The organism is Bacillus sp. D7-8 (assembly GCF_052055895.1).
GTDB lineage: Bacteria > Bacillota > Bacilli > Bacillales > Bacillaceae > Bacillus > Bacillus velezensis.
Map to the genome: position 1 here is coordinate 1,622,873 of NZ_CP179922.1, position 19,325 is coordinate 1,642,197.

A 19,325-nucleotide genomic window follows, 5' to 3' on the forward strand; every position below is an offset into this window, starting at 1 on the left:
ATCAATTGGATATGAATCAATATTTAGATGTCTTTATTGATGAAAGTAAAGAGCACTTACAGACATGTAACGAAAAGCTGCTGCTGTTGGAAAAAGATCCGGCAGATCTTCAGCTTGTGCATGACATCTTCAGAGCTGCCCATACGCTGAAAGGCATGAGCGCAACGATGGGATATACAGATCTGGCGCATTTAACCCATCTGATGGAAAATGTGCTGGACGCTATCCGCAACGGAGAAATGCCGGTTACATCAGATTGGCTGGATGTGCTGTTTGAAGCGCTTGATCATCTAGAAGAGATGGTGCAGTCCATTATTGACGGAGGAGACGGCAAACGTGATATTTCTGAAGTGAGTGCGAAGCTCGACGTAAATGCGGTGCATGAGACTGCGGCTTCAGCCGAAACAGCAGAACCGCCGGCTTCAGAACAACAGGCTTCAACTGAATGGAATTATGACGAGTTCGAACGGACTGTTATTGAAGAGGCGGAAGAGCAAGGATTCAGCCGCTATGAAATAACGGTTTCCCTGAATGAAAGCTGCATGCTCAAAGCCGTGCGCGTGTACATGATATTTGAAAAGCTGAATGAAGCCGGGGAAGTCGCAAAAACGATACCCGCCGCGGAAGTGCTTGAGACGGAAGATTTCGGAACGGATTTTCAGGTGTGTTTCTTGACAAAGCAGCCTGCTGGAGAAATTAAAGAACTCATCAGCGGCATTTCAGAAGTAGAGAATGTCGAAATTTCTGCCGGTGCGCCGTTAAAAACGGCCGAAAAACCGCAAGCGGCTGAACCGGTGAAGGAAGCTCCGGTTAAAAAGACTGAGAAACAGCCTAAGCCGCAAGCGAAAACGGAAGAACAGCCGAAGCATCACAGCGGCTCGAAAACGATTCGCGTCAACATTGAAAGACTGGATTCTTCAATGAACCTTTTTGAAGAACTTGTCATTGACCGCGGGCGTCTTGAGCAGATCGCCAAAGAGCTTGACCACAATGAGCTGACTGAAACCGTTGAACGCCTGACCAGAATCTCGGGCGACCTTCAGTCTATTATTCTTAATATGCGGATGGTGCCGGTAGAAACCGTCTTTAACCGTTTCCCGAGAATGATCCGCCAGCTTCAAAAGGAATTAAACAAGAAAATCGAATTGTCCATCATCGGAGCTGAAACGGAGCTGGACCGCACGGTGATTGATGAAATCGGCGATCCGCTTGTCCATTTAATCAGAAACAGCATCGATCACGGCATTGAATCGCCTGAAGTGCGGGTGAATAAAGGAAAACCGGAATCAGGTCATGTCGTGCTTAAGGCATATCACAGCGGCAACCACGTCTTTATTGAGGTTGAAGATGACGGGGCCGGCCTGAACAGAAAGAAAATTCTTGAAAAAGCGCTCGAGCGGAGTGTAATCACCGAACGTGATGCTGAAACGCTTGAAGATAATGAGATTTACGAGCTTATTTTTGCTCCGGGCTTCTCGACTGCCGATCAAATTTCTGACATTTCAGGGCGGGGCGTCGGCCTGGATGTCGTAAAAAATAAACTCGAATCACTCGGCGGCTCTGTCAGTGTCAAATCCGCGGAAGGTCAAGGTTCTCTTTTCAGTATCCAGCTTCCGCTGACACTTTCAATTATATCCGTTCTTCTCATTAAACTGGAAGAAGAGACGTTTGCGATACCGATTTCTTCTATTATAGAGACGGCTGTTATTGATAAGAAAGATATCCTGCAGACGCATGACAGAGAAGTGATTGATTTCAGAGGCCAAATCGTTCCGATCGTCTATTTGAAAAAAGAATTCGGCATTACGGATTCAAAACAGGATGCCGATCAGTTCCATGTAATCGTCGTGAAAAAGGGCGATAAATCCACTGCTTTTGTCGTGGACTCTTTTATCGGACAGCAGGAAGTCGTACTGAAATCACTCGGCGACTATTTGACGAACGTCTTTGCGATTTCCGGCGCTACGATTCTCGGAAATGGAGAAGTGGCGCTGATTATTGATTGCAATGCGCTGATCTACTAAAACGACACGAGGAGGTGCCCGAATGACTGCTGAAATCAAAACAGGTGAAAAAATGATTGTGTTTATGATAAATGGGAAAGAATACGCTATCTCAGTTTCCCAGGTGAAATCAATTGAAAAGTGGCAAAAACCGACGAGGGTGCCGGGTGTGGAATCTTATATCCGCGGCGTTATCAATCTGCGCGGAGTGATTACCCCGGTTCTTGATTTAAGAAAACGTCTGAATCAGCCTGAACAGGACATCACAGAAGAGACTCGGATTATCATTATTTCTTACCGTGACGCTGATGTCGGATGGGTCGTGGATGAGGCCAATGACGTCATCACCGTGCATGAAAATGAAATCGAATCCGCGCCTGAAAGCCAGACAAAGGAAACGGATGTGTGGATTAAACAGATCGTCAAGCAAGATAACAGGCTCCTCAATATTATCGATGCGCATGCGGTGCTGGATAAAGGTGCTTCGGCATCTGCGTCCGGAGAGCCTAATGCTTAAAGGGGAAAAGACAACATGAGTAAGTTTAAAGCGATCAAAGAAGAGCAGATGGATATTTTGCGGGAAGTCGGAAATATCGGGGCGGGTCACTCGGCTTCTGCAATGGCTCAGCTGCTGAACAGAAAGATAGACATGGAAGTGCCGTTTGCGACTTTATTGACATTTGATGAGCTCGCTGATTTTTTCGGCGGGGCTGAAACGCCGGTCGCCAGTATCTTTTTAAGAATGGAAGGCGACATGACCGGCTCTATCTTTCTCATCATGCCTTTTGATCAAGCGGAACAGTTTATCAGAGAGCTGATCGGAAATCCGGATTTTGATATTGACCAGTTGGGCGAAGATCATTTGAGTTCTTCTGCTTTACATGAGTTCGGCAATATTTTAGCAGGTTCCTATTTAACGGCATTGGCTGATTTGACAAAGCTTGAGATTTACCCGAGCGTGCCGGAAATCTCACTTGATATGTTCGGCGCGGTTATCAGTGAAGGGCTGATGGAGCTCAGCCAAGTCGGAGAGCATGCCATTGTCGTGGATACTTCTATTTTTGACCAGGGCAGCCGGCAGGAGCTCAAAGCCCACATGTTTATGCTCCCGGACTATGATTCTTTTGAAAAGCTCTTCGTCTCATTGGGTGCGGCTTTATGAGCCGTGCGGAAGCCGCAGTCGTTAAAGTGGGGATTGCGGATGTTCAAGTCGCGCGTTACCCGGATAAAATCCGGACCTCGGGACTCGGTTCATGCGTGGGGCTGGTTTTATACGATAAAGACAAACAAACGGCAGGACTCGTTCACGTCATGCTGCCGGACTCCGGTTTATCAAAAACGGCGGAGCTCAACCGTGCAAAATACGCGGACACCGCCGTTAAGATGACGATTGATATGCTTTTGAAAGCCGGCTGCCGCAAGTTTGCCTTGAAGGCAAAACTCGCCGGGGGAGCGGAGATGTTTAAGTTTAAAATGACAAACGACCTGATGAAAATCGGTCCGAGGAATGTAGCGGCCATCAAAGAGCAGCTTTCATTGTATAACATTCCGGTCATCAGTGAAGATACGGGCGGCTCAAGCGGCCGGACGATTGAATTTGAGCCAAAGTCCTGCATGCTGCACATTCGAACTGTTAAACAAGGTGAAACAACGATTTAATAAAGGTATGAGGTAGGGGGATAACAATGCAATCCTTGAATTATGAAGATCAGGTGCTTTGGTCGCGCTGGAAAGAGTGGAAAGATCCTAAAGCCGGTGATGATTTAATGCGCCGTTACATGCCGCTGGTCACATATCATGTCGGCAGAATTTCCGTCGGACTGCCGAAATCGGTGCATAAAGACGATCTAATGAGCCTTGGTATGCTTGGTTTATATGATGCCCTGGAAAAATTTGACCCCGGCCGGGATTTAAAATTTGATACCTATGCCTCGTTTAGAATTCGCGGTGCAATCATCGACGGGCTGCGTAAAGAAGATTGGCTGCCCAGAACTTCACGGGAGAAGACAAAAAAAGTCGAAGCGGCGATCGAAAAACTTGAACAGCGCTACCTTCGGAATGTGACGCCTTCAGAGATCGCAGAAGAGCTGGGGATGACGGAGCAGGACGTAGTATCAACGATGAATGAAGGTTTTTTTGCCAATCTCTTATCAATTGATGAAAAGCTTCACGACCAGGATGACGGTGAGAATATTCAAGTGATGATCAGAGATGACAAAAATGTGCCGCCGGAAGAAAAAATCATGAAGGACGAGCTGATCGCTCAGCTTGCGGGCAAAATTCACGAGCTCTCTGAAAAAGAGCAGCTTGTCGTCAGTTTATTCTATAAAGAAGAACTGACTTTGACCGAGATCGGACAAGTCCTGAACCTTTCGACGTCGCGGATTTCACAGATTCATTCAAAGGCGCTGTTTAAATTAAAGCATCTGCTTGAAAAAGTAATTCAATAATGAACTCATGGTTAGCGAGTGAAAAACATGTCAACACTATTATGGCTTTTAAGCTTTGTGCTTCACGGCGTACTGCTTTATGCCGTCATTATTCTGTACACGAGGTTTTCAGCCCTCAAGGAGACGGAGCGCCAGCAGAAGAAGATTCTTGAAGAGACGGAAAACACCCTTGCAGCGTTTCTGCTTGAGCTGAAAGAAGAAAATGAAAGACTCGAAGACGCAAAAAGCCGTCAAGCGCCGGACGCAGAAGACGCCGAACCCCTGGCGGAACCGAAAGAAGAGCCTGATATTCCGGACCACATGGAAAAGCTCATCAGTGCAACGGAACGGGCTGAAAGTGATGAAAACAACGGTGCGCATTCGTTTGAAGAACGTGTTTCAGAATTATATGAACAAGGGCTCACCCCCGCGGAAATCGCCAAACGGATGCAGAGCGGAAAGACAGAAATCGAGCTGTTTTTAAAATTTCGCGGCAAAGCTGTAAAGGATTCTTGATTGTCGCATAAAGCTGTGTTATATTATGTCTTGGTGTTAAATACACACGCTTAACGATTTATGCAGAGGGTGCTGCAAACGGCAGTTCTGCACAAAAATGACCTAAGCGGAGGAAAAAAACCATTTTATTAGGAGGAAATCACATGTCAGTTATTTCTATGAAACAATTGCTTGAAGCTGGTGTTCACTTCGGCCACCAAACACGCCGCTGGAACCCAAAAATGAAGCGTTACATTTTCACGGAGCGTAACGGAATCTACATCATTGACCTTCAAAAAACAGTGAAAAAAGTAGAGGAAGCTTACAACTTCACGAAAAACCTTGCTGCTGAAGGCGGAAAAATTCTTTTCGTCGGCACAAAAAAACAAGCTCAGGATTCTGTTAAAGAAGAAGCTGTACGCTCTGGCATGTACTATGTCAACCAACGCTGGTTGGGCGGTACACTGACAAACTTCGAAACAATCCAAAAACGCATTAAGCGTCTGAAAGACATCGAGAAAATGCAAGAAAACGGTACATTTGAAGTACTTCCGAAAAAAGAAGTTGTTCAATTGAAAAAAGAATTAGAGCGTCTTGAAAAATTCCTCGGCGGAATTAAAGACATGAAGGATCTTCCTGATGCATTATTCATCATCGATCCTCGCAAAGAGCGCATCGCTGTTGCGGAAGCTCGCAAATTGAACATTCCTATCATCGGAATCGTAGATACAAACTGTGATCCTGATGAAATTGATGTCGTAATCCCTGCAAACGATGACGCAATCCGCGCTGTCAAACTTCTTACTTCTAAAATGGCAGATGCTATTCTTGAAGCGAAGCAAGGCGAAGAAGAAGCGGAAGCTGCTGAAGAGACTGCACCTGAAACAGAAACGACAACTGCGTAACCTAATCAAAAGGTGATAAGAGGGACTGCCTTTTATCACCTTTTTTCAAGAAAAATGTATCTATACATATCTTGTTTACACATATAAGGAGGAATTCAAATGGCTATTACTGCACAGCAGGTAAAAGAACTGCGTCAAAAAACAGGCGCTGGTATGATGGACTGTAAAAAAGCATTGACTGAAACTGACGGAGATATGGACAAAGCAATCGACCTTCTGAGAGAAAAAGGAATTGCGAAAGCGGCTAAAAAAGCTGACCGTATCGCTGCTGAAGGTTCTACTCTTATTAAAACTGACGGCAACAAAGGCGTTATCTTAGAAGTAAACTCTGAAACTGATTTCGTTGCGAAAAACGAAGGCTTCAAAGAGCTTCTGAACACGCTTGCTGACCACCTTCTTGCAAACGCTCCTGCTGATCTTGAAGAAGCAATGGGTCAAAAAATGGAAAACGGTTCTACTGTTGAAGAATACATCACAAGCAACGTTGCTAAAATCGGAGAGAAAATCACTCTTCGCCGTTTTGCTGTTATTTCAAAAGAAGACAGCGAAGCGTTCGGTGCTTACCTTCACATGGGAGGCCGCATCGGCGTATTATCCGTTCTTAGCGGAACAACTGACGAAGATCTTGCAAAAGACATCGCGATGCATGTTGCAGCGGTAAATCCTCGTTACATTTCCCGCGACCAAGTGTCTGAAGAAGAAGCAAACCATGAGCGTCAGATTCTGACTCAGCAAGCTCTTCAAGAAGGCAAACCGGAAAACATCGTAGCTAAAATGGTTGAAGGCCGTCTGAACAAATTCTTCGAAGAAATTTGCTTATTAGACCAAGCTTTCGTTAAAAACCCAGACGAAAAAGTGAAACAAGTTGTGGCTGCGAAAAACGCATCTGTTAAAACTTACGTCCGCTACGAAGTTGGAGAAGGTATTGAAAAACGCCAAGAAAACTTTGCTGAAGAAGTTATGAACCAAGTGAAAAAATAATGGCGGAAAGCCTTGGCGAATCTTTCGCGGCTTTTCAGGCAGTATAGGGGACACTACTTGTGTTCCCTATTTTTAAAACTATATTTACAAACCTTTTTTTCTCTTGCATAATAGGAAACGGCAATGTTTACACTTGGAGGTTATTATGGAAAAACCAAAATACAATCGTATCGTTTTAAAGCTTAGCGGAGAAGCATTGGCAGGAGAGCAGGGAAACGGCATTAATCCGACTGTCATCCAATCCATCGCTAAACAAGTAAAAGAAATCGCTGAGCTTGACGTCGAAGTGGCCGTAGTCGTAGGCGGCGGCAACTTATGGCGCGGAAAAACGGGCAGTGACTTAGGAATGGACCGTGCGACTGCCGATTATATGGGCATGCTTGCTACTGTCATGAACTCACTTGCCCTGCAGGACAGCCTGGAAACGCTCGGAATTCAGTCCAGAGTGCAGACATCAATTGAAATGCGTCAGGTCGCTGAGCCTTACATCAGAAGAAAAGCCATCCGCCACCTGGAGAAAAAACGCGTTGTTATTTTTGCCGCGGGAACAGGAAACCCTTATTTCTCTACGGACACAACCGCAGCGCTGCGTGCCGCTGAAATCGAAGCGGACGTGATCTTAATGGCGAAAAATAATGTCGACGGTGTGTATAATGCTGATCCGAGAAAAGATGAGTCAGCCGTTAAATACGAAAAATTATCTTATCTCGATGTGTTAAAAGACGGGCTGGAAGTCATGGATTCTACGGCTTCTTCACTATGTATGGATAATGATATTCCGCTGATCGTCTTTTCTATTATGGAAGAAGGAAATATTAAGCGTGCCGTAATCGGCGAATCAATCGGAACGATCGTAAGGGGGAAATAACGTTGTCAAACGAAGTATTAACACAAACAAAAGAACGCATGGAAAAAGCGGTTGCCGCTTATTCACGTGAATTGGCGTCAGTCCGCGCAGGACGTGCCAACCCATCTCTATTGGATAAAGTGACAGTAGAATACTACGGTGCCCAAACACCTTTAAACCAGCTGTCTTCCATCAATGTGCCTGAAGCGCGTATGCTTGTTGTCACACCGTATGACAAAACGGCAATCGGCGATATTGAAAAAGCGATTTTGAAAGCTGATCTTGGCGTAACGCCGACAAGTGACGGCACAATTATCCGCATCGCGATCCCGGCTCTGACGGAAGAAAGACGTAAAGAACTTGTCAAAGTTGTCAAAAAATACGCGGAAGAAGCGAAAGTAGCAGTCCGTAATGTCCGCCGTGACAGCAACGATGACCTCAAAAAACTTGAGAAAAACGGAGACATTACAGAAGACGAGCTTCGTGCTTCCAGTGAAGACGTTCAAAAGCTGACAGATGAATATGTGTCAAAAATTGACAGCGTCACGAAGGACAAAGAAAAAGAAATCATGGAAGTTTAATGAAAAACTATGTACAATAGATAATGTGAAAAGACCCTCTCATGTTTACAGGGGGTTTTTTTGTTAATACTGTTGATTACATTGATCATCAGCAACGCAACCTTTTTGGGTGACGGAGGAATCTCATGCTCAACATACTCAAAAATTGGAAGAATCAGCAGAATGCGGCTTCCAACTTAGAACGGTATACAAAAGAAGACATACTGAAGGGTGAAATTCCCGCACACATTGCCATTATTATGGACGGAAACGGACGCTGGGCGAAGAAGCGCTCACTCCCTCGGATTGCAGGACATCATGAAGGAATGAAAGTGGTAAAAAGGGTGACAAAGCTCGCAAGTCAGCTCGGCGTTAAAGTTCTGACTCTTTATGCGTTTTCAACGGAGAACTGGAAGCGCCCGAAGATGGAAGTCGACTTTTTGATGAAGCTTCCGGAAGAGTTCCTGAATACGTATCTTCCTGAATTAATAGAGGAAAATGTACAGGTGAAAATTATCGGAGATGAATCCGCGCTCCCTTCTCATACGTACAGGGCGATTGAGAAGGCCGTAAAAGATACAGAACAAAATGACGGGCTGATTCTCAATTTCGCTTTGAACTACGGCGGACGCACGGAAATCGTCAATGCGGCAAAAGCACTGGCTGAACAGGTGAAAAGCGGCACGCTGAATATCGAAGACATTGATGAAGCGCTCTTTTCCGGGCATTTAATGACAGAATCACTCCAGGACCCGGAGCTGCTCATCAGAACGAGCGGAGAAATCAGATTGAGCAACTTTATGCTTTGGCAGGTGGCTTACAGTGAATTTGTTTTTACAGATGTCCTGTGGCCCGATTTTAAAGAAGATCACTTTCTGCAGGCAGTGGGAGAATTTCAGCAGCGGGGCCGGAGGTTTGGCGGAATTTAGAGGATGGTGGAAATGAAACAAAGATTGTTAACAGGTGTTCTGGCAGCGGCACTATTTTTATTTTTGGTTATTTTCGGAGGATTGCCGTTCACCGTATTTGTTTACGTGATGGGAAGTATAGCGCTTTTTGAGCTTTTGCGGATGAAAAAGCTCAGATTTTTTTCTTTTCCGGGTCTGATCAGCCTCTTGTTGTTATGGCTGTATATGATGCCGGACAAGTATCATTTTTTCGATGCGAAAATGGAAGTAACGATTTTCGCCGTATTGATTCTGCTCAGCTATACGGTGCTCGTGAAAAACACCTTTACGTTTGACGAAGTCGGGTTTATCGTTCTCGCGACGGTATATATCGGACTGTGTTTTCATTATTTTATTGAAATCAGAAACATTGAAACAAACGGGCTTTTGTATATCTTTTATGCCTGCGTTGTCATATGGTCAACGGACTCAGGCGCATATTTCGTCGGAAAGTCGCTCGGGAAGCGGAAGCTGTGGCCCGAAATCAGTCCCAACAAAACGGTGGAAGGGTTTCTCGGCGGTATTGTCATCGCCCTTATTTTTACGGCTGTTTTTCAGCTGTTTGCGCACCTTCCGATTTCATATCCGGTTCTTTTGGTCATCACGCTTGTTCTGTCTGTGTTCGGACAGATCGGGGATTTGGTTGAATCAGCGCTTAAGCGGCACTATGATGTGAAGGATTCGGGAAAAATCCTTCCCGGGCACGGCGGCATTTTAGATCGATTTGACAGCTTTTTGTTTGTCATGCCGTTCTTATACTTTCTGCTTGCGCTTTTTTCATGAGAAAGGCTAATATGAAAATAAGACCGATCTGGACGCATAGAATGGGAGTGGCATTTTGAAGAATATTTGTCTTTTAGGAGCAACAGGATCAATAGGGGAGCAGACGTTAGACGTATTGCGCATGCATCAAGATCAGTTCCGTCTCGTCTCGATGACTTTCGGTAAAAACGCCGAGAAAGCGATCCCGTTGATCAGAACGTTTCAGCCGAAATATATAGCAGTCGGCGACATGGATACATATCAAAAAGTGAAAGAAGCGTCTTTTTCGCATGAATGTCAAATCGGCATCGGAGAAGAAGGCCTGATTGAAGCAGCAGTCATGGACGAAGTGGATATCGTGGTCAATGCGCTGCTTGGAAGCGTCGGTTTAATCCCGACTTTGAAAGCGATTGAACAGAAAAAAACAATTGCGCTTGCAAATAAGGAAACTCTCGTCACTGCCGGGCATATAGTGAAAGGACACGCAAAACGATACGGTGTTCCTCTTCTTCCGGTCGACAGCGAACATTCCGCTATTTTCCAGGCGCTGCAAGGCGAACAGTGCAAAAATATCGAGCGCCTGGTCATTACGGCATCCGGCGGCAGTTTCAGAGATAAAACGCGGCAGGAGCTTGAGTCTGTAACGATTGCCGACGCCCTTAACCACCCGAACTGGTCGATGGGCGCAAAAATTACGATTGACTCGGCTACAATGATGAATAAAGGACTTGAAGTCATTGAGGCGCATTGGCTGTTTGACATTCCGTATGAACAGATTGACGTTGTATTACATAAGGAGAGCATCATTCATTCGATGGTTGAATTTCACGACAGAAGCGTCATCGCCCAGCTCGGAAATCCGGACATGAGGGTGCCGATTCAATATGCGCTGACATATCCGGACCGGCTGCCTCTGCCTGAAACAAAAAGGCTTGAATTATGGGAGATCGGAAGCCTCCATTTTGCGAAAGCTGACTTTGAAAGGTTCCGCTGCTTACAATTTGCCTTTGAATCAGGTAAAATAGGGGGAACGATGCCGACGGTTTTAAATGCGGCCAACGAAGAAGCCGTTGCCGCTTTTCTTGCCGGACGGATTTCATTCTTATCGATTGAGGACCTGATTGAACAAGCATTGGACCGCCACAGCGTAATTCAGGATCCGAGTCTTGCGGATATCCAAGAAGTGGACAAAGACACCCGGGGATACGTTAATTCAATACTCACATAAGGTGGTATGTTCGTGAATACAGTTATCGCGTTTATTATTATTTTCGGAACGCTCGTTTTTTTCCATGAGCTCGGGCATTTATTGCTCGCCCAAAGAGCGGGAATCCTTTGCCGTGAATTTGCGATCGGCTTCGGCCCTAAAATCTTTTCATTTAAAAAGAATGAAACCGTGTATACGATCAGACTCCTTCCGGTCGGCGGGTTCGTCCGCATGGCCGGTGAAGACCCGGAGATGATCGAAGTCAAACCCGGTTATACCGTCGGGCTTCTTTTTAATAAAGATGACGAAGTGGAAAAAGTCATCATTAATCAAAAGGAAAAATATCCCGACGCTTTAATTATTGAGGTGGAGACGGCTGATCTTGAGCACGAAATGAAGATTACCGGGTACGAGCAGGGGAAAGAAGATGAACTGGCGGGCTTTACTGTCAGTCAGACCTCCTTTTTTATCGTAGACGGAGAAGAAGTGCAGATTGCGCCTTACAATCGACAATTCGGGTCTAAACCCGTATGGAAGCGGATTAAGGCGATTGCTGCCGGTCCGATAATGAACTTCATCTTAGCGTATGTCATTCTCGTCATGCTCGGATTCATTCAAGGCGTGCCTTCGAATCAGCCTGAGCTCGGGAAGCTGACAGACAATGGACGCGCAGCGGCTGCCGGTTTAAAAGAAGGCGACTATATCCAGAGCATTAACGGTGAAAAAATGATGTCATGGACCGACATCGTGACAGCGGTAAAAGAAAATCCCGGAAAAAAAATCGATGTCGCCGTCAAACGGGACGGCAAATCGTTTCATATCTCGGTTACACCTGAAGCTGTAAAAGATGAAAATAAAAAAACAATCGGCCGCTTCGGCTCTTATGCGCCGACTGAAAAAGGCGCGCTTGCAGCGATTGCCTATGGCGCGACATCTACCGTTGATGTCACAAAAGCGATTCTGACCAATCTGAGCAAACTTGTGACAGGCCAGTTTAAGCTTGATATGCTTTCGGGTCCTGTCGGCATTTATGATATGACGGATCAAGTTGCAAAAACCGGTATTATCAACCTATTCCAGTTTGCGGCGTTTTTAAGCATCAACCTGGGAATTGTCAACCTGCTGCCGATACCGGCGCTTGACGGCGGGCGGCTGCTGTTTTTATTCATTGAAGCAATCCGCGGCAAGCCGATAAACCGTGACAAGGAAGCATTTGTCGTATTTATCGGCGTAGCTTTCTTAATGCTTCTTATGCTGGTTGTCACATGGAACGATATCCAGCGTTTATTCTTATAATTGACTAGTAAAAAATCAGAGGTGCGAAGACATGAGACAAAGTTTGACGCTTATTCCGACCCTGAGAGAAGTGCCGGCTGATGCTGAAGCAAAAAGCCATAAGCTTCTGCTGAGAGCGGGATTTATCAGACAAAATACGAGCGGGGTTTACAGCTACATGCCCCTGGCTTACAGGGTCATTCAAAACATTCAGAAGATCGTGCGTGAAGAAATGGAAAAAATCAACGCGGTGGAAATGCTGATGCCGGCCCTTCAGCAGGCTGAAACATGGCAGGAATCAGGCAGGTGGTATACGTACGGGCCTGAATTAATGCGTCTGAAAGACCGCCACGGCCGTGAATTTGCTTTAGGCGCGACACATGAAGAAGTCATTACTTCTCTCGTGCGCGATGAGGTGAAATCTTATAAGCGTCTGCCGCTCACTCTTTACCAGATCCAGTCTAAATTCAGAGATGAAAAACGCCCGCGTTTCGGGTTATTGCGCGGACGCGAATTCATCATGAAAGATGCGTATTCTTTCCATGCTTCTGAAGAAAGTCTGGAGGAAACATACCAAAATATGTACGGCGCATACAGCAGCATTTTCGCACGCTGTGAATTAAACGTCCGTCCCGTTATTGCCGACTCGGGCGCGATGGGCGGAAAAGACACGCATGAATTTATGGCTCTTTCTGAAATAGGGGAAGATACCATCGCTTATTCCGATGGATCCTCTTACGCAGCCAATACGGAAATGGCGGAAGTTGTCATGAACAGCGAGCCGTCAGATGAAACACCCGAGGCATTGGAGAAAATTGATACGCCGAATGTCAAAAGCATTGAAGAGCTCGCTTCGTTCTTGCAGATCGAGCCGAGCGCCTGCATCAAGTCCATGCTGTTTAAAGCTGATGACCGATTTGTTCTCGTGTTAGTAAGAGGCGATCATGAGGTCAATGACGTGAAAGTGAAAAACCTTCTGAACGCGGAAGTGGTTGAGCTTGCGTCTCATGAAGAAGTAGCCGAGAAACTTGGCACGGAGCCGGGATTTGCGGGGCCGATCGGCGCTGCCGGCGACATTGAGATTTATGCCGACCAAGCCGTGAAAGTAATGGTAAACGCCGTTAGCGGCGCGAATGAAAAAGACCGTCATTACCGAAACGTAAACATCGAGCGTGACGCGTCTGTAAAAGCGTATGCCGATCTTCGAATCATTCAGGAAGGCGATCCGTCACCTGACGGAAAAGGCACGATCCGTTTCGCTGAAGGGATTGAGGTCGGACAAGTCTTTAAACTCGGCACGCGTTACTCTGAAGCGATGAATGCGACATACCTTGATGAAAACGGGCGTGCGCAGCCGATGCTGATGGGATGTTACGGAATCGGCGTGTCCAGAACGCTTTCAGCCATCGCTGAACAGCATCACGACGAAAAAGGCTTAATCTGGCCGAAAAGCGTTGCTCCGTATGACCTTCATATTTTGGCGCTGAATATGAAAAACGAAGCGCAAAAAGAGCTTGCTGAACAGCTTTACGGCAAATTCCAGGCGGAAGGTTATGAGGTATTATACGATGACCGCGCTGAACGCGCAGGCGTGAAGTTTGCTGATTCTGATCTGATCGGCCTTCCGATCCGCATCACTGTCGGAAAACGTGCCGATGAAGGCATCGTAGAAGTGAAAATCCGCAAAACCGGTGAATCTGCCGAAGTTTCAGTGGATGAGCTTTCTGAATTTATCAAGACGAAGTAATCACCATAACGAATCATACAAAATCATGTTAAAATAGAGAAAAAAGAAGGTACCTCATCACCTGCGGAGGTACCTTCACTTATGATGTTTTAAGGGAGGGATACTGTCTGAATGGAACAGTTATCAGTAAACAGAAGACAGTTTCAGATTCTTCTGCAGCAGCTTAATATGACAGATGATACCTTCATGACATACTTTGAAGACGGAGAGATTGATAAACTGACAATCCATAAAGCAGAAAAGGCCTGGCATTTCCAATTTCGCTTTAAGGCTCTTTTGCCGTATCAAATATATGATTCATTCATGATGAGGTTAACACAATCGTTTGCTCACATCGCCCGTGTCACATCGTCTGTTCAGGTCATCGACCCTACAGTGACAGAGGAGCTTGTACAGGATTATTGGACACGCTGTATTGAAGAGCTTGAAGGAACCTCGCCGCCGATGGTGGCTCTTTTGAATCAGCAGAAGCCGAAGCTCAAGGGAAACAAACTGATCGTGAAAACAAAAACAGATACAGAAGCATCTGCGCTCAAAAATAAATACAGCGCACTGATTCAGCACAGCTACCGCCAATTCGGCTTTCCGGAACTTCAGCTGGATACCGAAATTTTCGTATCTGACCAAGAAGTCCAGAAATTCCGCGAGCAAAAGCTTGCTGAAGATCAGGAGCGGGCGATGCAGGCGCTTATCGAGATGGAGAAGAAGGAAAAAGAGGGCGATGAGGATCAGGCACCGTCCGGACCGCTTGTCATCGGCTATCAAATTAAAGAGAACGAAGAAATCCGGACGCTTGACAGCATCATGGATGAAGAAAGAAGAATTACGGTGCAGGGGTTTGTGTTTGATGCTGAAACACGCGAGCTGAAAAGCGGACGCACGCTCTGCATTTTCAAAATCACGGACTATACAAACAGCATTTTAGTAAAAATGTTCGCCAGAGAAAAAGAAGACGCCGCTTTGATGAAAACGCTGAAAAAAGGCATGTGGGTGAAGGCGCGGGGAAGCATTCAAAACGATACATTCGTCAGAGACCTCGTCATGATTGCAAATGACGTGAATGAAATAAAAGCCAAAACCCGTGAAGACACCGCTCCTGAAGGCGAAAAACGGGTTGAGCTTCATCTGCATTCTCCGATGAGCCAAATGGATGCTGTAACGGGCATCGGAAAGCTTGTCGAACAGGCGAAAAAATGGGGACATGAAGCGATTGCGTTAACTGATCATGCCGTTGTGCAGTCTTTCCCGGATGCCTATTCCGCCGCGAAAAAACACGGCATTAAAATGATTTACGGAATGGAAGCCAATATCGTAGATGACGGCGTTCCGATCGCATACAATCCAGCTCACCGTCTCCTGGAAGAAGACACATACGTTGTCTTTGACGTTGAAACGACAGGTCTGTCCGCAGTGTATGACACCATCATTGAGCTTGCCGCAGTCAAAATAAGAGGCGGAGAAATTATCGATAAATTCGAAGCGTTCGCCAATCCGCACCATCCGCTGTCAGCAACGACGATAGAGCTTACCGGGATTACGGACGACATGGTCCGCGACGCTCCCGATGTCGTTGACGTCGTCCGGGATTTTAAAGAATGGATCGGCGATGACGTGCTTGTGGCTCATAACGCCAGCTTTGATATGGGATTTTTAAATGTGGCGTACAAGCGTCTTTTGAAAACGGAAAAAGCGAAAAATCCGGTCATTGATACGCTGGAACTCGCGCGTTTCCTGTATCCTGAGTTTAAAAATCACCGCTTAAATACGTTATGTAAGAAGTTTGATATCGAATTAACCCAGCATCACCGAGCGGTTTTTGACGCTGAAGCAACGGGCTACCTGCTGTTGAAAATGCTCAAAGATGCCGCTGAAAAAGACATTTTTTATCATGATCAGCTGAATGAGAATATGGGACAATCCAATGCTTATCAGAGATCAAGACCTTATCACGCTACATTGCTTGCCGTAAATGAGACCGGCCTTAAAAATCTGTTTAAGCTCGTGTCCATTTCTCATATTCAATATTTCTACAGAGTGCCGCGCATTCCGAGGTCGCAGCTTAATAAATACAGAGAAGGTCTGTTAATCGGCTCTGCCTGTGACAGGGGTGAGGTCTTTGAAGGCATGATGCAAAAATCTCCTGAAGAGGTTGAAGATATCGCATCTTTCTATGATTATCTTGAAGTGCAGCCGCCGGAAGTATACAGACACCTTCTGCAGCTTGAGCTCGTCCGGGATGAAAAAGCGCTGAAAGAAATCATCGCCAACATTACGAAGCTCGGAGAAAAATTGAATAAGCCGGTCGTGGCTACGGGAAATGTCCACTATTTAAACGATGAGGATAAAATTTACCGGAAGATCTTAATATCTTCCCAAGGCGGCGCCAACCCGTTAAACAGACACGAACTGCCTAAAGTGCACTTCAGAACGACAGATGAAATGCTGGAGGCTTTCTCCTTCCTCGGTGCGGAAAAAGCGAAAGAAATCGTGGTTGACAATACGCAGAAAGTCGCTTCGATGATCGATGAGATCAAACCGATCAAAGACGATCTGTACACGCCGAAAATTGACGGGGCTGATGAAGAAATCCGTGAAATGAGCTATCAGCGCGCCAGAAGCATTTACGGTGAAGAGCTTCCCGAAATTGTGGAAGCGAGAATAGAAAAAGAATTAAAAAGTATCATCGGTCATGGGTTCGCCGTTATTTATCTCATCTCTCATAAGCTTGTAAAACGGTCTCTGGATGACGGTTATCTCGTCGGCTCCCGGGGGTCCGTCGGTTCATCGCTTGTGGCGACCTTAACTGAAATCACTGAAGTGAACCCGCTCGCTCCGCACTACGTGTGTCCGAGCTGCCGATATTCCGAATTCTTTAATGACGGATCAGTCGGTTCCGGTTTTGACCTGCCGGATAAAAGCTGCCCGTCTTGCGGCACACCTTTGAAAAAGGACGGGCATGATATCCCGTTTGAAACGTTCTTAGGCTTTAAAGGTGACAAAGTACCCGATATCGACTTGAACTTCTCAGGTGAGTACCAGCCGCATGCCCATAACTACACGAAAGTATTGTTCGGTGAAGATAACGTGTATCGCGCGGGAACGATCGGCACCGTCGCGGAAAAGACGGCTTACGGATATGTGAAAGGCTATGCGGGCGATCACAACCTACACATGCGCGGCGCGGAGATCGACCGTCTGGTGCAAGGCTGTACCGGCGTTAAGAGAACGACCGGGCAGCACCCGGGGGGGATTATCGTTGTCCCGGATTACATGGATATTTACGATTTTTCACCGATACAATTCCCGGCAGATGCGACGGGGTCTGAATGGAAAACGACTCATTTTGACTTCCACTCCATTCATGACAACCTGCTGAAGCTTGATATATTGGGGCACGATGATCCGACCGTCATCCGGATGCTCCAGGATTTAAGCGGAATTGATCCGAAGACGATTCCGACAGATGATCCGGAAGTTATGAAGATTTTCCAAGGCACAGAATCGCTCGGCGTCACTGAAGAGCAGATCGGCTGTAAAACGGGGACGCTCGGCATTCCTGAATTCGGGACGCGATTTGTGCGGCAGATGCTTGAGGATACGAAGCCGACGACGTTCTCCGAGCTTGTCCAGATTTCCGGGCTTTCTCACGGAACGGACGTATGGCTCGGCAATGCGCAGGAACTGATACACAACAATACGTGTGAACTGAGCGAAGTGATCGGCTGCCGTGATGACATTATGGTTTACTTGATCTATCAGGGCCTTGAGCCTTCACTGGCCTTTAAAATCATGGAATTCGTCCGTAAAGGCAAAGGCCTGACGCCGGAATGGGAAGAAGAAATGAAAAAGAACAATGTGCCGAACTGGTATATTGATTCATGCAAAAAAATCAAATACATGTTCCCGAAAGCCCACGCCGCCGCATACGTGCTGATGGCGGTGCGGATTGCATACTTTAAAGTGCATCACGCGCTTTTATATTATGCTGCGTATTTTACCGTCCGCGCAGATGACTTTGACATTGATACAATGATTAAAGGCTCGACCGCCATCAGAGCGGTGATGGATGATATCAGCTCTAAAGGGCTTGATGCTTCGCCGAAGGAGAAAAACCTCCTTACCGTGTTAGAGCTTGCGCTTGAAATGTGTGAGCGCGGCTATTCCTTCCAGAAGGTCGATCTATACCGTTCGAGCGCTTCGGAATTTATCATTGACGGCAACAGTCTCATCCCGCCGTTCAACTCAATTCCGGGACTCGGAACCAACGCCGCTCTCAATATTGTGAAAGCGCGGAAGGAAGGGGAGTTCCTTTCAAAAGAGGATCTTCAAAAACGCGGAAAAGTGTCAAAAACCATTTTAGAGTATTTAGACCGTCACGGCTGTCTTGAGTCGCTTCCGGACCAAAATCAGCTGTCTCTGTTTTAAGCTTTGTGCACAGCCTCCGAGCGGAGTTTGATTTGCATTAAATATATGGTTATGGTATAGTTTTATTGGAAATGCTAACGATTACCGAGGCAAAGAGTGGGGAAACCCGCTCTTTTGTATTGAACAGGCAATTTTGCCTCGACATGTCCATCGTTTTCTCAATGCCCCTGCTCTTTTGAAGCAGGGTTTTTATGCAGAGGAACGGCTGATATGATATCGACAGCACAAGGAGGAAAAACATGAGCAAAAAAGTGACTGATACCGTTCAAGAAATGGCTCAGCCCATACTGGATGACCTTCAGCTTGAACTCGTAGACATTGAATTTGTCAAAGAGGGTCAAAACTGGTTCCTTCGCGTGTTTATTGATTCCGAGAACGGTGTTGATATTGAGGAGTGCGCCAAAGTCAGCGAAGCGTTAAGCGAAAAGCTGGATGAGGCCGATCCGATCACCCAGAACTACTTTCTTGAAGTATCTTCTCCTGGAGCCGAGCGTCCATTAAAGAAAAAAGCCGACTTCGAAAAATCACTGGGCAAAAATGTGTACATGAAAACGTACGAACCGATTGACGGTTTAAAAGTGTTTGAAGGCAAATTGGCTGAATTCGATGGACAAACTGTTACAATAGAGATGACGGTCAAAACAAGAAAGAAACGGGTCAATATTCCGTACGAAAAAATAGCTAACGCAAGATTAGCTGTAACATTTTAATGAATGAAGTATTAGTGTTTAAGGGGGGAGAC

17 protein-coding genes are annotated in these 19,325 nt (G+C 46.1%); all 17 read left to right on the forward strand.

All coding sequences use genetic code 11. The features are described 5' to 3' along the window. Window positions 1-5 precede the first annotated feature (5 nt). The 17 genes from cheA to rimP all read left to right on the forward strand — a co-directional run bounded on the left by cheA (window position 6) and on the right by rimP (window position 19,293). The gene (gene cheA, locus ACKTRM_RS08260) at window positions 6-2,024 is read left to right on the forward strand and encodes a chemotaxis protein CheA (protein ID WP_023356898.1); all 2,019 of its coding nucleotides are present in this window, start codon (window positions 6-8) and stop codon (window positions 2,022-2,024) included. A 22-nt stretch (window positions 2,025-2,046) separates the two neighbouring features. Continuing rightward, a complete protein-coding gene (gene cheW, locus ACKTRM_RS08265) occupies window positions 2,047-2,520 on the forward strand; it encodes a chemotaxis protein CheW (RefSeq protein WP_003154225.1) in 474 nt (157 codons plus the stop codon). 15 nt (window positions 2,521-2,535) lie between these two features. Next, complete coding sequence (gene cheC, locus ACKTRM_RS08270; protein WP_012117562.1) at window positions 2,536-3,165, forward strand: CheY-P phosphatase CheC; 630 nt, start codon at window positions 2,536-2,538, stop codon at window positions 3,163-3,165. Next, window positions 3,162-3,662, forward strand: coding sequence for a chemoreceptor glutamine deamidase CheD (gene cheD / locus ACKTRM_RS08275; protein WP_003154219.1), 501 nt, complete (start codon window positions 3,162-3,164; stop codon window positions 3,660-3,662). The genes cheC and cheD overlap by 4 nt, the downstream gene beginning before the upstream one ends. Before the next feature lie 26 nt (window positions 3,663-3,688). Further along, window positions 3,689-4,453, forward strand: a complete 765-nt coding sequence (gene sigD, locus ACKTRM_RS08280) for an RNA polymerase sigma-28 factor SigD (protein WP_003154217.1) — start codon at window positions 3,689-3,691, stop codon at window positions 4,451-4,453. Between the two features lie 27 nt (window positions 4,454-4,480). Continuing rightward, entirely contained in the window at window positions 4,481-4,948 is a 468-nt protein-coding gene (locus tag ACKTRM_RS08285) for a DUF6115 domain-containing protein (protein WP_012117563.1), read from the forward strand. Between the two features lie 143 nt (window positions 4,949-5,091). Further along, window positions 5,092-5,832 (forward strand): 30S ribosomal protein S2, encoded by a 741-nt coding sequence (rpsB, locus tag ACKTRM_RS08290; RefSeq protein ID WP_003154215.1) that lies wholly within the window; start codon window positions 5,092-5,094, stop codon window positions 5,830-5,832. A 99-nt stretch (window positions 5,833-5,931) separates the two neighbouring features. After that, window positions 5,932-6,813 carry a translation elongation factor Ts gene (gene tsf / locus ACKTRM_RS08295; RefSeq protein ID WP_007611455.1) on the forward strand — a complete coding sequence of 294 codons (882 nt, stop codon included), beginning with the start codon at window positions 5,932-5,934 and terminating at the stop codon, window positions 6,811-6,813. Between the two features lie 145 nt (window positions 6,814-6,958). Continuing rightward, a complete protein-coding gene (pyrH, locus tag ACKTRM_RS08300; protein WP_003154213.1) occupies window positions 6,959-7,681 on the forward strand; it encodes a UMP kinase in 723 nt (240 codons plus the stop codon). A gap of 2 nt (window positions 7,682-7,683) precedes the next feature. Beyond that, window positions 7,684-8,241: a ribosome recycling factor gene (gene frr / locus ACKTRM_RS08305; protein ID WP_003154212.1), complete on the forward strand. Its 558-nt coding sequence runs from the start codon at window positions 7,684-7,686 to the stop codon at window positions 8,239-8,241. Between the two features lie 125 nt (window positions 8,242-8,366). Next, the gene (locus tag ACKTRM_RS08310; RefSeq protein WP_007409795.1) at window positions 8,367-9,149 is read left to right on the forward strand and encodes an isoprenyl transferase; all 783 of its coding nucleotides are present in this window, start codon (window positions 8,367-8,369) and stop codon (window positions 9,147-9,149) included. Between the two features lie 3 nt (window positions 9,150-9,152). Then, entirely contained in the window at window positions 9,153-9,950 is a 798-nt protein-coding gene (locus ACKTRM_RS08315) for a phosphatidate cytidylyltransferase (protein WP_007409796.1), read from the forward strand. A gap of 55 nt (window positions 9,951-10,005) precedes the next feature. Continuing rightward, window positions 10,006-11,157 carry a 1-deoxy-D-xylulose-5-phosphate reductoisomerase gene (dxr, locus tag ACKTRM_RS08320; protein WP_012117564.1) on the forward strand — a complete coding sequence of 384 codons (1,152 nt, stop codon included), beginning with the start codon at window positions 10,006-10,008 and terminating at the stop codon, window positions 11,155-11,157. Between the two features lie 6 nt (window positions 11,158-11,163). Continuing rightward, window positions 11,164-12,432, forward strand: coding sequence for an RIP metalloprotease RseP (gene rseP, locus ACKTRM_RS08325; RefSeq protein ID WP_015417482.1), 1,269 nt, complete (start codon window positions 11,164-11,166; stop codon window positions 12,430-12,432). Between the two features lie 31 nt (window positions 12,433-12,463). Continuing rightward, the gene (gene proS / locus ACKTRM_RS08330) at window positions 12,464-14,158 is read left to right on the forward strand and encodes a proline--tRNA ligase (protein WP_007611460.1); all 1,695 of its coding nucleotides are present in this window, start codon (window positions 12,464-12,466) and stop codon (window positions 14,156-14,158) included. Between the two features lie 111 nt (window positions 14,159-14,269). After that, window positions 14,270-18,583 carry a PolC-type DNA polymerase III gene (locus tag ACKTRM_RS08335; RefSeq protein ID WP_012117566.1) on the forward strand — a complete coding sequence of 1,438 codons (4,314 nt, stop codon included), beginning with the start codon at window positions 14,270-14,272 and terminating at the stop codon, window positions 18,581-18,583. Between the two features lie 239 nt (window positions 18,584-18,822). After that, window positions 18,823-19,293, forward strand: coding sequence for a ribosome maturation factor RimP (gene rimP / locus ACKTRM_RS08340; RefSeq protein WP_007409801.1), 471 nt, complete (start codon window positions 18,823-18,825; stop codon window positions 19,291-19,293). Window positions 19,294-19,325 lie beyond the last annotated feature (32 nt).

Coding starts and splice junctions, on each gene's coding strand:
- cheW (WP_003154225.1), top strand. CDS start 2,047: ATGACTGCTGAAATCAAAACAGGTGAAAAAATGATTGTGTTTATGATA.
- cheC (WP_012117562.1), top strand. CDS start 2,536: ATGAGTAAGTTTAAAGCGATCAAAGAAGAGCAGATGGATATTTTGCGG.
- cheD (WP_003154219.1), top strand. CDS start 3,162: ATGAGCCGTGCGGAAGCCGCAGTCGTTAAAGTGGGGATTGCGGATGTT.
- sigD (WP_003154217.1), top strand. CDS start 3,689: ATGCAATCCTTGAATTATGAAGATCAGGTGCTTTGGTCGCGCTGGAAA.
- ACKTRM_RS08285 (WP_012117563.1), top strand. CDS start 4,481: ATGTCAACACTATTATGGCTTTTAAGCTTTGTGCTTCACGGCGTACTG.
- rpsB (WP_003154215.1), top strand. CDS start 5,092: ATGTCAGTTATTTCTATGAAACAATTGCTTGAAGCTGGTGTTCACTTC.
- tsf (WP_007611455.1), top strand. CDS start 5,932: ATGGCTATTACTGCACAGCAGGTAAAAGAACTGCGTCAAAAAACAGGC.
- pyrH (WP_003154213.1), top strand. CDS start 6,959: ATGGAAAAACCAAAATACAATCGTATCGTTTTAAAGCTTAGCGGAGAA.
- ACKTRM_RS08310 (WP_007409795.1), top strand. CDS start 8,367: ATGCTCAACATACTCAAAAATTGGAAGAATCAGCAGAATGCGGCTTCC.
- ACKTRM_RS08315 (WP_007409796.1), top strand. CDS start 9,153: ATGGTGGAAATGAAACAAAGATTGTTAACAGGTGTTCTGGCAGCGGCA.
- rseP (WP_015417482.1), top strand. CDS start 11,164: ATGTTCGTGAATACAGTTATCGCGTTTATTATTATTTTCGGAACGCTC.
- proS (WP_007611460.1), top strand. CDS start 12,464: ATGAGACAAAGTTTGACGCTTATTCCGACCCTGAGAGAAGTGCCGGCT.
- ACKTRM_RS08335 (WP_012117566.1), top strand. CDS start 14,270: ATGGAACAGTTATCAGTAAACAGAAGACAGTTTCAGATTCTTCTGCAG.
- rimP (WP_007409801.1), top strand. CDS start 18,823: ATGAGCAAAAAAGTGACTGATACCGTTCAAGAAATGGCTCAGCCCATA.